General features: G+C 65.9%; 12 protein-coding genes. 8 read left to right on the top strand and 4 right to left on the bottom strand.

Going from position 1 to position 12,723, the window contains the following annotated elements; all coding sequences use genetic code 11:
* Window positions 1-2: 2 nt before the first annotated feature.
* The 4 genes from ACPW75_RS08020 to fadI form a co-directional block, all read right to left on the bottom strand.
* Window positions 3-560: a YaeQ family protein gene (locus ACPW75_RS08020; protein WP_016350817.1), complete on the bottom strand. Its 558-nt coding sequence runs from the start codon at window positions 558-560 to the stop codon at window positions 3-5.
* A gap of 192 nt (window positions 561-752) precedes the next feature.
* Window positions 753-893 carry a TIGR02808 family protein gene (locus ACPW75_RS08015; protein WP_005301193.1) on the bottom strand — a complete coding sequence of 47 codons (141 nt, stop codon included), beginning with the start codon at window positions 891-893 and terminating at the stop codon, window positions 753-755.
* Between the two features lie 295 nt (window positions 894-1,188).
* Complete coding sequence (fadJ, locus tag ACPW75_RS08010; RefSeq protein ID WP_077095485.1) at window positions 1,189-3,336, bottom strand: fatty acid oxidation complex subunit alpha FadJ; 2,148 nt, start codon at window positions 3,334-3,336, stop codon at window positions 1,189-1,191.
* A complete protein-coding gene (gene fadI, locus ACPW75_RS08005) occupies window positions 3,336-4,646 on the bottom strand; it encodes an acetyl-CoA C-acyltransferase FadI (protein WP_077095486.1) in 1,311 nt (436 codons plus the stop codon). The genes fadJ and fadI overlap by 1 nt, the downstream gene beginning before the upstream one ends.
* Before the next feature lie 193 nt (window positions 4,647-4,839).
* On the opposite strand from fadI, the gene ACPW75_RS08000 reads away from it, so the two are divergent.
* From ACPW75_RS08000 to ACPW75_RS07965, 8 genes are read left to right on the top strand one after another with little or no spacing between them, the layout of a single operon-like run.
* Window positions 4,840-5,790, top strand: coding sequence for an AAA family ATPase (locus ACPW75_RS08000; RefSeq protein WP_043123155.1), 951 nt, complete (start codon window positions 4,840-4,842; stop codon window positions 5,788-5,790).
* A gap of 34 nt (window positions 5,791-5,824) precedes the next feature.
* Complete coding sequence (locus ACPW75_RS07995) at window positions 5,825-6,715, top strand: DUF58 domain-containing protein (RefSeq protein WP_179101323.1); 891 nt, start codon at window positions 5,825-5,827, stop codon at window positions 6,713-6,715.
* The gene (locus ACPW75_RS07990) at window positions 6,700-7,281 is read left to right on the top strand and encodes a DUF4381 domain-containing protein (RefSeq protein WP_077095488.1); all 582 of its coding nucleotides are present in this window, start codon (window positions 6,700-6,702) and stop codon (window positions 7,279-7,281) included. The genes ACPW75_RS07995 and ACPW75_RS07990 overlap by 16 nt, the downstream gene beginning before the upstream one ends.
* Window positions 7,278-8,291, top strand: a complete 1,014-nt coding sequence (locus tag ACPW75_RS07985) for a VWA domain-containing protein (protein WP_077095489.1) — start codon at window positions 7,278-7,280, stop codon at window positions 8,289-8,291. The genes ACPW75_RS07990 and ACPW75_RS07985 overlap by 4 nt, the downstream gene beginning before the upstream one ends.
* The gene (locus ACPW75_RS07980; protein WP_077095490.1) at window positions 8,291-9,790 is read left to right on the top strand and encodes a tetratricopeptide repeat protein; all 1,500 of its coding nucleotides are present in this window, start codon (window positions 8,291-8,293) and stop codon (window positions 9,788-9,790) included. The genes ACPW75_RS07985 and ACPW75_RS07980 overlap by 1 nt, the downstream gene beginning before the upstream one ends.
* Before the next feature lie 50 nt (window positions 9,791-9,840).
* Window positions 9,841-11,328 (top strand): hypothetical protein, encoded by a 1,488-nt coding sequence (locus ACPW75_RS07975; protein WP_370539138.1) that lies wholly within the window; start codon window positions 9,841-9,843, stop codon window positions 11,326-11,328.
* A gap of 12 nt (window positions 11,329-11,340) precedes the next feature.
* A complete protein-coding gene (locus ACPW75_RS07970) occupies window positions 11,341-11,931 on the top strand; it encodes a sigma-70 family RNA polymerase sigma factor (protein ID WP_017408325.1) in 591 nt (196 codons plus the stop codon).
* The gene (locus ACPW75_RS07965; RefSeq protein ID WP_077095492.1) at window positions 11,924-12,667 is read left to right on the top strand and encodes a DUF3379 domain-containing protein; all 744 of its coding nucleotides are present in this window, start codon (window positions 11,924-11,926) and stop codon (window positions 12,665-12,667) included. Before ACPW75_RS07970 ends, ACPW75_RS07965 begins: the two co-directional genes overlap by 8 nt.
* Window positions 12,668-12,723: the final 56 nt, after the last annotated feature.

Genomic DNA, 12,723 nt, shown 5'->3' with positions numbered 1-12,723 from the left:
CTTTACAGTTCGCGGGCGGGGGTTCCCATCAGCAGCACGGGATCCAGAGTCACTTCCTGGCGGCCGTTGCTCACCCAGAGCTGACCATCGGAGATGGTGCAGGTGAGCTGCATGGTGCGCTCGACCATCTCGGTCAGCGGCAGGGTCTGGCTGTCGGAGAGCTCAATCACGGTGAGGTTGTCGTGCAGGCCGAGTTTGCCCTGGTTCTGCTTCCACCAGACGCTGGTGCCACGGCCGCCGTAGAGGTAGAGCACCACATGACGGGAGCGGTTGCACGCCTTCTTGAGACGGCGCTCGTCGGGCTGGCCGAGTTCGATCCAGAGTTCAATCTCGTCGGAATAGTTCTTGCGCCAGAGCTCCGGCTCGTCATCGGCAGAGAGGCCCTTGGTGAACTCCAGTCGCTCGGCGGCATGCCAGGCGAAGGCCGCCAGCCGGATCATCATCCGCTCGTCGGTCTCGGAGGGGTGACGGGCCAGGGTGAGAGAGAAGTCCTGATACAGATTGCGATCCATGTCGGACAGGCTGAGCTGAGCCTTGAATACGGTTGCCTTGAGAGCCATAGAAAACCTTGAATACCTTGGGAAGCGGGCCGAAACGAAAAACTGCGCGCCAGTGTAATCAAAATCGGCGGCCGGTTCGACCTCAAGCAGCACACATTTGGCCCCTGGGCCGCAGATAACTGCCTGCCAAGGCTCAAAAAACAAATGCCAGTCCGAAGACTGGCATTTGGCGGTATGAACGAAAGAAGCGGATCACTTCTCGGCGGACTTGACCCCGAAGGCATTGAGCAGCAGGCAGCAGGTCACTGCCACCGCCACAAACCCGCTCAGGAAGATAAAGGGCATGGCCCCGTATCCCAATACAGTCCAGATGGTTTGTTCAAGCAGACTCATTATGTGTCCTTCATCCAGTGAAATGGGTGTCCCTTTCGTGACGGGGTTATCCCCCCGTTCCTGATGATGCTATTTGACCCCAACCAGCGCCTGAGTCCTATGCCACCAAAGTAATAAATAGGGGGCTAGTTTGAGTTGGATCAACAATTTATCCCTTGCCGAGGAAAAATATGGACGGGATTCAACCAGTTGTCAGCCTGCTGCCCCCGCATTTTCCATCTCGGTGCCGAAAAAAAAGAGGCGACCCCGGGGTCGCCTCCTTGTCGGTTGGCCTGTTGTAGCGAGCGGCGCGCACTCAATAGAAGCGCAGCTGCTCCGCCGCCATCGCCTTGAGGCGATCGCAGGGGGCGAAGCGGTCGCCGTAGCGCTTCTGGTAGTGCTCAAGGCGCCCCACCAGGTGCTCGATGCCGAGGCTGTCCATGTAGCGGAACGGGCCGCCCAGGAACGGCGGGAAGCCGATACCGAAGATGGCGCCGATGTCGCCATCGCGAGCCGAGGCCACTACGCCGCTGTCCAGCGCCATGGCCGCTTCGTTGAGCATCATCAGCACGCAGCGCTCGGCCAGCTCCGCCTTGGCCAGCTTGGCCTGGGGCGAGATGCCGAGCACACCGTAGACGCTCTCGTCCACCGTCTTCTTGCCCTCCTTGCCGGTGAGCTTGCTGCGCGGGGCCGCCTTGCCGTAGAGGTAGAAGCCCTTGCCGTTCTTGCGCCCCTTGCGATCGTTTTGCAGCAGCTTGTCAAAGGCCGCCGGAGCCTGGAACTGCTCGCCCCCCAGCTCTTTTTCGAGGATCGGGGAGATCTTGGCACCCACGTCGATCCCCACCTCGTCCAGCAAGGTGATGGGGCCGACCGGGAAGCCGAAATCGAGCAGGGCGCCGTCCAGCACCTCCACCGGCTCCCCTTCCAGCACCAGGCGCGCCGCCTCGTTCATGTAGGGGGCCAGGATGCGGTTGACGTAGAAGCCCGCCTCGTCCTTGACCACGATGGGGGTCTTGCCCTGAGCGCGGGCAAAGGCCAGGGTGGTGGCGACCGTCTCGGCACTGGTGCCGGCGTGGGGGATGATCTCCGCCAGCGGCATCTTGTCCACCGGGCTGAAGTAGTGCAGCCCCACCACCCGTTCCGGGTGCGCCGCCGCCGAGGCGATCTGGTGGATAGGCAGAGAGGAGGTGTTGGAGGCAAACACGGTGTGCTCGCCACATTCACGCTCCACGTCCTTCACCATCTGGTGCTTGAGGGAAAGATCTTCAAACACAGCTTCCACCACCATGTCGACCCGGTGGAAACCGGAGTAGTCGAGGGTGCCGGTCAGCAGGCTCATCTGCTTCTCAAGCTCGCTGCGCAGCAGTTGGCGGCGCTTGAGCTTCTTGGCCAGGATATCGTAGCTGTAGCGCATGGCATTGCCGATGCCGCTGCTGGCCACGTCCTTGATCCGCACCGGCACGCCTGCCTTGGTGGCGGTGACGAAGGCAATGCCGCCCCCCATCAGACCGCCGCCCAGCACGGCGGCGTGACCCACCTTGCGCGGCTCGGCCCCCTGATAGGTGACCTCCTTCTTCATCTCAGTGGTGGCAAAGAAGATGGAGCGCAGGGCGGCGGATTCGCTGGTCATCACCAGCTCGCCAAAATGGCGGGACTCGGCGGCAAGGCCGGCCTGCATCCCCTCTTCCACCCCGATGCGCACCACTTCCAGGATCAGATCCGGGGCCGGATAGTTGCCGCGGGTCTTCACCTTCACCCCTTTGCGGGCCTGATCGAACAGCACCTTGCGGCCAAGCTTGTTGGTCTCCAGCAGCTTGCCCTGCAGATCCCGCTTGAGCTCGTGACGGGGCTTGCCCTTCTTGGCTAACTTGATGGCGGCGTCCAGCAGGATGGAGGGCGGCACCACGTCGTCCACCAGCCCCAGTTTCTTGGCCTGCTTGGCCCGCACCTGCTTGCCGGTCAGCATCAGATCGAGCGCCTTGGCCACCCCGATGAGGCGCGGCAGACGCTGAGTCCCGCCGGAGCCCGGCAGCAAGCCCAGTTGCACCTCGGGCAGGCCGAGCACCGTCTTGCCGTGATCGGTGACCACCCGGCCATGGCAGGCCAGTGCCAGCTCCAGCCCGCCGCCGAGGCAGGGGCCGTGAATGGCGGCGATCACCGGGATCGGCAGTGACTCGATCTCGGCGAAGATCACCTGCCCTTCCCGCGACAGCGTCTCGGCATCCTTGGCGCTGGTACAGGCCGCCAGCATGCTGATGTCGGCGCCGGCGATGAAGGAGTCCTTCTTGCCAGAGACCACCACCAGGCCGATCAGCTCTTTATTGGCTTTCACCTCGGCCAGCACCGCGCGGATCTCCTCCACGAAGGCGGCCTTCAGGGTATTCATGCTCTCGCCCGGCACATCCATGGTGAGAATGCCGATGCCATCCTGGCGCACCGCCAGGGAAAAAGTCTTCTCGCTCATCACTCTACCTCCAACACCATGGCCACGCCGAGACCACCCGCCGCACAGGCGGTGTTAAGCCCCAATCCCCCACCCCGGCGCCGCAGCTCGTGCAGGGTCTGGGTGATCATGCGCGCACCGGTCGCGGCAAAGGGGTGACCAAAGGCCAGCGAGCCACCGAGGACGTTGAATTTGTCCATGTCCACCTCGCCGATGGCCTGATCGCGACCCAGCTTGCTCTGGGCAAACTCTTTGCTGGCAAACATCTTGAGGTTGGCCAGGGTCTGGGCGGCAAAGGCCTCGTGCATGTCGATCAGGGTGAGATCGCTGAGCGTGATGCCGGCGCGGTCCAGCGCCAGCGGGGTGGCGTAGGAGGGGCCCATCAACATGTCCTGCCACACGTCGATGGCAGAAAACGCGAAACTGCGGATATAGCCGAGCGGCTCGAGGCCAAGCTCGCGGGCCCGCCCTTCGCGCATCAGCAGCACGGCGGCGGCGCCGTCGGTGAGCGGGGTGGCGTTGGCGGCAGTGACGGAGCCGTGTACCCGGTCAAACACCGGCTTGAGCTTGGCGTAGCTCGCCAGATCCGAGCTTTCACGGATGTTGTTGTCTCGCTCCAGCGGCGACTTGTAGGGCGGCACGTGGGCGGTGAACACCTCGCCACTTAACTTGCCATCGGCCCAGGCCTGCGCGGCCAGGGTGTGAGAGCGGTGCGCCAGCGCATCTTGCGCCTCGCGACTGATCTGGTGGCTCTTGGCCATCTGCTCGGCGGTCTGCCCCATGGAGAGACCGGTGGAGTACTCGGCCACGGCGGGCGGCACCGGCAGCAGATCCTTGACCCGCAACTGGCGCAGGATATTGAAACGCTGCTGCAGATTGCGCGCCTTGTTGAGATCCACCAGGGCGCGGGCCAGCTTCTTGCTCACCCCGATGGGCAGCACGGAGGAGGAGTCGGCGCCGCCGGCGATGGCGATATCCACCGTGCCGGCCATGATGGATTCGGTGACGTTGGCGACGGCCTGGAAACTGGTGGCGCAGGCGCGCGACACGCTATAGGCATCGGTGCTGACGCTCATGCCGGTGCCGAGCACGATCTCGCGGGCGATGTTGGGGGCTTCCGGCATCTGTACCACCTGGCCGAACACCAGCTGGTCGATGAGCTTGGGATCGAGATCGGTGCGAGCGAGCATCTCGCTCACCACCAGTTTGCCCAGATCCACCGCAGGCACGCCGTGAAAGGCGGTGGCCTGCTTGGCAAAGGGAGTGCGCAAACCCGCCACGACGGCAATCCGTTCGCCCTGGCGAGTCGTCAGTTTCAATGGCTCTTTCATCCTGGCTCCTTGGTTAAACGAGAAGACTAAAGGGAGAGGTCTGACCTCATTGCGCCACATCTTAACAATCCACTCACAAATTTCATACGGCTGATTGAAACTAAATTGCCGCCATCTTGGCCCCCTCCCTCGCCCTTGTGCGTCAACTGGAGTATAAAAAGATCAACTTCTATGAAAACAACGGGTTTATTGCATGGCAGCGGCCGAGTTCAGACAGCTTGGGGACTATCTGGGTAGTCAAATTCTGGGACAGGGCCCCCTCATCGAGGGGCTGCTGATCGCCCTGTTATGTGAAGGACATGTGTTGATCGAAGGCGCCCCCGGTCTTGCCAAGACCCGGGCCGTCAAGGCGCTGGCCGGCGCGGTGGAGGGGCGCTTCGCCCGCATCCAGTTCACCCCCGACCTGCTGCCTGCCGATCTCACCGGCAGCGAGGTGTTTCATCCCCAGGATGCCAGCTTCGTGTTTCAGCCCGGCCCTCTCTTCAACCACCTGGTGCTGGCGGACGAGATCAACCGGGCGCCGGCCAAGGTGCAGTCCGCCCTCTTGGAGGCGATGGCCGAGCATCAGATCACCGTGGGCAAGAAGAGCTGGCGCCTGCCGCCCCTCTTTATGGTGGCCGCCACGCAGAACCCCATAGAACAGGAGGGGACCTATCCCCTGCCGGAGGCCCAGCTCGATCGCTTCTTGCTCAAGCTGCTGGTGGACTACCCGAGCCCCGCCATGGAGCTGGCCATCCTTCAACTCAACGCCCGCGGCGACACCCTGCCGACGCCGCCGCTCACCCTGAGCCAGGCCGATCTGCTGGCGGCCCGCAGCGCGGTACAGGCGGTGCAGATGCAGGGGCGCCTCGAGCACTATCTGGTGCAGCTGGTCTGCGCCACCCGCCCGGGCAGTGGCCTGTGCCCGGAACTCGAACCCCTTGTCGCGGTGGGCGCCAGCCCCAGGGCCAGCATAGGTCTGGCCAGAGCGGCCCGCGCCAGGGCCTGGCTGGCCGGACGGGATTTCGTGCTGCCCGAAGACATTCAGCAGCTGGCGCCGGCCGTGCTGCGCCATCGCCTCATCCCCAGTTATCAGGCGCTGGCGGACAACCTCGACAACGAGGCGCTCATCACCCTGCTGCTGGATGCGATCCCATGCCCCTGAGCCCGCTCGTTTCCTCTGTGCGGGCCCTGCTGCCATGACGAGCACCGTCGATCCCCTCGCCCATCCCGATATCGCCCTGCCGCTTGCCAGACTGCTGGCGATCAGGCTGTGGGCCCGGCAGGGGCCGCGCTCGCGCATTCAACCGGTGGCGCAGGGCCGACTTGGCCGCACGCCGGGGCTCACCTTTCGCGAGCTGCGCGCCTATCAGGCCGGCGACGAGGTGCGCCACATCGACTGGCGGGTGACCGCTCGCCTCGGTCGCCCCTATACCCGGCTCTACAGCGAGGAGCAGGATCAGGCCCATTGGCTGTTGCTCGATCTCTCTCCGGCCATGTACTTCGGCTCTTGCCGCCAGCTCAAGGCGCGCCTGGGCTGCGAGCTGGCTGCCGCCCTGCTCTGGCAAGGGGAAAAGCAGGCCAACACCCTGATCTGCCACGGTGTGGAGCCGCATCTGCAACACCAGCGCGGCCCCCTGGTGCCCTTGCTGGAGGCCCTCTGCCACCACTACCGGCTGGGGCTGGCGCGCACGCCGCCCCCCCACGCCCTGGCCCATACCCTGGCCCGGCTCAACCTGCCCCACGGCGCCAGATTGACCCTGATCACCGATCACAGCCCCCTCGACGAGGCACTCTGCCGCCAGTTGCAACTGCTCGGCCGGCGCCACGACCTGCATTGCTGGCAAATTCGGGATCCGCTGGAGGCAGCCCTGCCCGCCCAGGGGCGTCTGGCGGTGCGCGCCGGCCAGCAGAACGGCTGGCTCGAGGCCGGCGAACCGGGGTTCGCCTGGCGCTATCAAGAGGCTGCCGAGCAGCTGGCCCGCCAGAGCCATCAGCAACTGCTGCCGCTGGTGCAACGCCTCTACCGGCTCGACAACGGCCAGCCGCTGCAACGCCAGTGGCAGGAGGGGGCATGCCGCCAATTCTGAACTGGCTCGCCAGCGCCGTGCCGGGCAGCAGCGTCCCCACCTCGCCGCTGGCGGCCCAGCTACGCGACATTCACCCCGGCCCGCCGCTGCAGCTGGCCTCTGATCCCCGTCTGCTGGGCTGGTGGTGGCTGCTGATCGCGTTGCTGGTCGGCGCCATCATCATCCTCGGTGTGCAGAGCCTGCTGCGTTATCGCCGCTGGCGGCGGCAGCTCGACTGGCAGGCCCCCGATCTGGTGCCCCAACTGCAGACTGTATTGCGCGAGGCTGTGCTGCCCCGCTGGCCCGAGGCGGCTTCCCTGCAAGGCGCGCCCTGGCTCGCCTTTCTCGATTCTCTGGGGCTCGATCCTCTGGGGGGCAGCCGCTTTCGCGAGCTGGCCCCGCACTGGTCTGCCTGGCTCTACGGCGGTCAGAGCCCGGATGCGCAGCAGCGCCAGGCGCTGCGCCGGGCCTACCTCGCCTGGGGACGTCACTGCATCTGCCCGCCAGCCTGGTTGTTGGACCTGCGCACCCGCTGGCCACGGAGGCGAACTCGCACCAGCGACGCGCACGCCGGGAGAGAGCCATGATCCTCGCCTGGCCCTGGTTTGCCCTGGCGCTGGTGTTGCCGCTGCTGGTGCGCTTTGGTCTGCCGCCCCGCCCCAGCAGCGCACATGATCCTGGCGTATTGACCCATGCCGGCTTTCCCCTGCTGCGCCCCCATGCCGGCCAGCCCCTGTGGCGAATGGCGCTGTGCTGGTGCGCCCTGGTGCTGGCGCTCTGCCGTCCCCAGTGGCAGGAGCCGCCTCAGGTGAGCTATCAGAGCAGCCGGGATCTCATCCTGGCGGTGGATCTTTCCGACAGCATGCGCACTCAGGACATGCTGGATGAAGGGGAGCAAAAAGACCGGCTCAGCGCGGTGCGCCAGCAGATAGACAGGCTCATCGCCGCCCGTCCCGGCGATCGCATCGCCCTCATCGTGTTCGCCGATCATGCCTACCTGCTCTCCCCCCTGACCCAGGAGACCAACGCCCTGCTCGGTCTGACCCGCGAGCTCGATTTCGAGCTGGTGGGACGCACCACCGCCCTCGGCGAGGCCATCCTGCTTGCTCGCCAGCACAAGGCCCCCGATCGCTCCACCGCCCTGTTGCTGGTCACCGACGGGCGCAACACTGCCGGCAGCGCCGATCCCCTGCGCGAGGCCAAGCAGGCCGCCGCAGCAGGCATTCGTCTCTATACCCTGGGAGTGGGCGCCGATCCGGATACCTTTGCCGAGGCGATGACTCCCGCCCAGGCCCCGGCCCAGAGCGACCCCAGTGCCGAGCTCGACGAGGCCCTCTTGCAGCAGCTGGCCGAGGTAGGCCATGGCCGTTACTTCCGGGCGCGCACCCAGGGGGATCTCGAGGTCATCAATCAGGCGCTGGATACTCTGGAGCCCGTCGCCACCGCGCAGACCCGCTATCGTCCCAACCAGGAGCTCTACCCCTGGCCACTGGCGCTGGCCTGGCTGCTGCTGAGCTGGCCCGCCCGATTGCGCTGGCCGACGCGGCTGAGCCACAAAGCCACTGTGCCTGACAGTCCGTCCCGAGGCGCCCCATGATGGAGCTCACTCTGCTGCGCCCGCTCTGGTTGCTGGCCCTGCTGCCCTGGCTGTGGCAGGGATGGCGCCGTCGTCGCCAGGCGCCGCTGCTGGCTCCCGCCATGCAGGCTTATCTGCTGCCTGGGCAGCGGCGCCATTTTCCCTGGCTCTGGCTGGCCTGCCTGCCGCTGATCCTGGCCTTGAGCGGCCCGGCCCTGCGCCAGCAGAGCCAGAGCGTTCCGAGCCCGGCCCTCGACATCTGGCTGCTGGATCTCTCCCGCTCCATGCTGGCCACCGATCTGCTGCCAGACCGGGCCACCCGGGTGCGGGTGCTGCTGCAGGATTTATTGGCTGACCGAGTGCAGCAGGAAGCGGCCCATCCCATCGCCCTCATCCTGTTTGCCGGGGATGCCTACCTCGCCATGCCGCCAACCCGGGATCACCAGGCCCTCGCCCTGCTGCTACCCGACCTGCGCCCGGCCATCATGCCAAGGCAAGGCAGCGCGCCCGAGCGTGCAGTGGCGCTGGCACTCAAGCAGATCCCCGCCGGCCAGCAGGCCCGCCTGCTGCTGATCACCGATGACCTGACCGCCCGTCAGGCCAAGCGGATCAAGGCGGTGTGGCCCTGCCAGGGCAGCCTCTTTTGCCACGCCCAGGTACAGGCACGCCTCGACGTCTTGCTGGTCAACAGCGGCCAGGCCAGTCGCCTGCCCGCCACCATAGGCGGTGGCTTCGGTCGTGCCCTGCCGGCCCCCGACGTGGCCACCCTGCAACAGCTGGCCGGCGATCTCGGCGGTCAACTGCAGTGGCTGCAACAGGGGGCGCCACGCTTTGCCCCCCTGCCCATGAGCCAGAGCATAGGTACACACCAGGCCATGGATCTCGGCCCCTGGCTGCTGCTGCCCCTGCTGCCGCTGGCGCTGCTGGCCCGCATTGGCAGCCTCTGGCTGGTGCTGGTGGGGGCGCTCTTGCTGACGCCCCCCTCCCTGCAGGCCAGCCCGGCGCCAACGGCCCTGCCGCCCGCTGCCCATGACAATCAGGCCTGGCAGGCCTTCTTGCAGAAGCGCTATCAGGAGGCCGCCCGCACCTTTGCGGATCCCGTCTGGCAAGGCAATGCCTGGTATCGGGCTGGCGACTACGCCAAGGCGGCCGCCGCCTATGGCCGGGCCAGCACGGCCACTGCCCACTACAACCGGGGCAATGCCCTGGTGCAGCTCGGTCAGCTGGCGGCCGCCGAGCAGGCCTATCTGGCGGCGCTGGCACTGGAACCCAGCCATCAGGATGCGCGCTACAACCTGACCTTGCTGCGCGCCCAGCCGCCCGAGGCAACCCCACAGGCGCAGGATCCCAAGCCCATCGATGCCCCCGAGCAGGCCGCTACCCCGGACGCTCCTCTGCCTCCGTCACCTCCCGTCCTGCTGCTGGAGCAGCGGCTGCGCAAGGAAGATCAGCGCAGGCGCGAGCAGGAGGCCGACCGTGGCCTCGCCCCTGGCAACCTGAAAGGAGAGGATCCCTGGTGAGCTGCCTCTTCACTCGTTGCCATACCCTGTGCCTGTTGCTGCTCTGGCTGATGACGGCGCAGGTTTTTGCCGCCCCGCCCCGGGCCGAGCTGCTGCCAGGGGCCGATCGCCGCGACTGGTTGCTGATCATCGAAGCGGACGGCGAGCGCCAGAGCAATGAGCTTGCCATCACCCCTCTGCTGCGCCAGTTTGCGGTGGGCAAGGTGACCATGAGCCGGATCAGCGCCCCGCAGCAGAGCCTGACCCGGTGGCAGATCCCCCTGCACCTGCTGGATACCAGCCCGCAGCAGGTGCCGGCCCTGCCACTGGGGGCGGAGCAGACTCCATCCATCCCCTTTCCGCCACGCAGCGAAGCCGGCAACCTGGCGCCAACGCCTGCCATCTCCCCCATCGAACTGCAGGCCCGGGTGCTGCAACAGGGGCCGCTCTACCCCGGCCAGCCGTTTGTCTATCAGCTCAGCCTCTGGCTGCCGGCCAACATGGAGGCTCCCAACCTCACCGAGCCGGCCAGCGATGCCTTCACCATTCGCCGCCTCGGCAACGATCAGTGGCAGCCACCGGCAAGCCCCGGTCTGCCCGGCCGCCTGACCCGCAGCTGGCTGCTGCAGGCCAAAGAAGCGGGGCGCCATCCACTGGAATCCCCCCGCTTTCAGGGGCGCCTGCCGCAAGATGACGGTGGCAGTGACCCGCTCTCGGCCCGGGCGGCCACCCTGTTCGTGCAGATCGACGAGCCCCCGCTGCAACCGGTGGCGAGCCAGCTCACCCTGGGTCAGCGGCTGGATCCCCCGACGGCGGCCAGAGCGGGTGAGCCGGTGATCCGTACCCTGACCCTCACCCTGGAGGGGGGGGATGGCAGCCGCCTCAATCTGGCACGCCTGCTCGGCTCATCCGGCCTGCCCGCCGGCATCAGGGCCAGGCCAGATGGGGAGCAGCAGCAGGAGCGCTATCTCGCCAAGGGGACGCTGCGCTTCGAGCGCGAGTGGCGCCAGGCCTTGACCGTGGACGAACCTGGTGACTACCTGCTGCCCGCCATCGAGATGGCCTGGTTCAACACCCAGCGCGGGCGCATCGAATATGCTCGGCTGCCCGCCACGCCCCTGCACATCGCCGCAGGCACGCAGTCGCAGCCGGCGCAGGATGGGCCGAACGACGAGAGCCTGCTGTGGGTCATCTGGGCTCTGCTGCTGCGCGCCTGCTGGCGCCACGGGCCGCGCTGGCACGCCTTCTATCGCCTGCAACAGGCGCTGTGTCGGGCCGATACCGAGCAGATCCGGGCCCGCTTGCTGGCGTGGGCCCACCTGCACTGGTCACTGCCCCATCACCGCCTCGATGTCCTGCCCTGTCGTCGCGATCCCGCCCTTGTACCCCACTTTGCCGCCCTGGAGCGCGCCTGTTTTGCCGCCGCGTCCCCTGCTGAGAGCCACCCGCAAACCTGGACGGACTTTGCCAGCGCCCTATGCGGCCACGAAACTTTTGCGATAGCCTATGGCCTCAGGCAACTGGCCAGGATCGGTCGATCCTGGCCTTCATTCAAATAAGGAAGCCCAGCGATGGCTTTAGGTTTTTTCAGAAAAAAAGGTGCCACGGTCGGAAAGGATCCCACGACCTCCCCGGTCTATGGAGGCATGGCAGACAAACAAACCAAATACGAAGCCTTGGTACATGCCCTGCACGGGGACATCTACCGCTACGCCTACTGGCTGTGCCGGGACCCGCAAGTGGCGGAAGACCTGGTGCAGGAGACCTTTCTGCGCGCCTGGAAGAGCATAGACTCCCTGCTCGACGACAAGGCCGCCAAGGCCTGGCTCATCACCATACTGCGGCGGGAAAATGCACGCCGCTTCGAGCGCAAGCAGTTTGACCTCGTCGATCTCGACGAGCATCCCCAGAGCGATCAGGAGGCACTGCACAGCGAGCAGGAGATGGAGAACGAGTGGCTCAGACGCCACATCGCCCGCCTGCCGGCCGAATATCAGGAACCCCTGCTGCTGCAGGTGCTGGGGGGCTTTAGCGGCGACGAGATAGCGGCGCAGCTGGGGCTCAACAAGAACACCGTCATGACTCGCCTGTTTCGGGCCCGCAACCAGATAAAAGAGGCCATGGAGTCAACGACCCAACAGAGAGGACACACCAATGGATGAGCTGGAATTTCGCCGTCGGGCCATAGCCCATCCACAGGAGCAGGATCCCGCGTTTCTCGCGCAGGCCCAGCGATCCCCCGCCAACCGCAAGCATCTGGACGAGATGAAGCAGCTCGATCGCAGTCTGCAGCGAGCCATGGAGGTCGAGGTGCCGGCCGGTCTGGCCGAGCGTATCCTGCTCAGACAGGCGCTGGAAGCCGATCAGCCGCAGGTGGTTCCCCTGCCGGTGCGCCCGCGCAGCAACTGGCGTGCGCTGGCGATGGCTGCCTCGATCGCTTTCCTGCTCGGCATGAGCACCCGCTGGCTGAACTGGCCGCTAGCCGCTCCCGACGAGCTCTCGCTGGCCCAGGTCGCCATGGCCCACATCTATGGCGAGGAGCCCTTCATCAAGGATGTGGACGAGCAGGTGAGCCTGCGCACCATCAACGCCAAGATGGAGAAATATGGCGCGACCTTGATGGGCATGCAGGGGCTGAAGATCACCTATGTCAACCACTGCTCCTTCTATCAGGGGCCGGCGCTGCACATGGTATTGCAGGGCAAGATGGGCCCGGTCACCCTGTTCCTGGTGCCCAAGCATGTGCCACTCACCCTGCAGCCCACCTTTGAAGATGGCCAGCTCAAGGGCGAGATCCTGCAACTCAAGGGGGCCAACATGGTGCTGATCGGTGGGATGGAAGAGCCGCTGGCGCCGGTGGCAGAGCAGCTGGAATCCCGACTGCACTGGTCGATTTAACAGGCATTAACCCAATCTTGACTCGCCTCGTAGCGGGTCAAGCCAACGGGCAGACC

This window comes from Aeromonas sp. FL131 (assembly GCF_049860615.1).
Classification (GTDB): Bacteria; Pseudomonadota; Gammaproteobacteria; order Enterobacterales; family Aeromonadaceae; genus Aeromonas; species Aeromonas hydrophila.
This window is presented reverse-complemented; position numbering and strand designations above follow the sequence as displayed.

What these genes read in the sequence shown, in the direction of transcription:
- ACPW75_RS08000 (WP_043123155.1), top strand. Translation starts at nt 4,840, where the DNA reads ATGGCAGCGGCCGAGTTCAGACAGCTTGGGGACTATCTGGGTAGTCAA.
- ACPW75_RS07990 (WP_077095488.1), top strand. Translation starts at nt 6,700, where the DNA reads ATGCCGCCAATTCTGAACTGGCTCGCCAGCGCCGTGCCGGGCAGCAGC.
- ACPW75_RS07985 (WP_077095489.1), top strand. Translation starts at nt 7,278, where the DNA reads ATGATCCTCGCCTGGCCCTGGTTTGCCCTGGCGCTGGTGTTGCCGCTG.
- ACPW75_RS08015 (WP_005301193.1), bottom strand. Translation starts at nt 893, where the DNA reads ATGAGTCTGCTTGAACAAACCATCTGGACTGTATTGGGATACGGGGCC.
- fadJ (WP_077095485.1), bottom strand. Translation starts at nt 3,336, where the DNA reads ATGAGCGAGAAGACTTTTTCCCTGGCGGTGCGCCAGGATGGCATCGGC.
- ACPW75_RS07970 (WP_017408325.1), top strand. Translation starts at nt 11,341, where the DNA reads ATGGCTTTAGGTTTTTTCAGAAAAAAAGGTGCCACGGTCGGAAAGGAT.
- ACPW75_RS08020 (WP_016350817.1), bottom strand. Translation starts at nt 560, where the DNA reads ATGGCTCTCAAGGCAACCGTATTCAAGGCTCAGCTCAGCCTGTCCGAC.
- fadI (WP_077095486.1), bottom strand. Translation starts at nt 4,646, where the DNA reads ATGAAAGAGCCATTGAAACTGACGACTCGCCAGGGCGAACGGATTGCC.
- ACPW75_RS07980 (WP_077095490.1), top strand. Translation starts at nt 8,291, where the DNA reads ATGGAGCTCACTCTGCTGCGCCCGCTCTGGTTGCTGGCCCTGCTGCCC.
- ACPW75_RS07965 (WP_077095492.1), top strand. Translation starts at nt 11,924, where the DNA reads ATGGATGAGCTGGAATTTCGCCGTCGGGCCATAGCCCATCCACAGGAG.
- ACPW75_RS07975 (WP_370539138.1), top strand. Translation starts at nt 9,841, where the DNA reads ATGACGGCGCAGGTTTTTGCCGCCCCGCCCCGGGCCGAGCTGCTGCCA.
- ACPW75_RS07995 (WP_179101323.1), top strand. Translation starts at nt 5,825, where the DNA reads ATGACGAGCACCGTCGATCCCCTCGCCCATCCCGATATCGCCCTGCCG.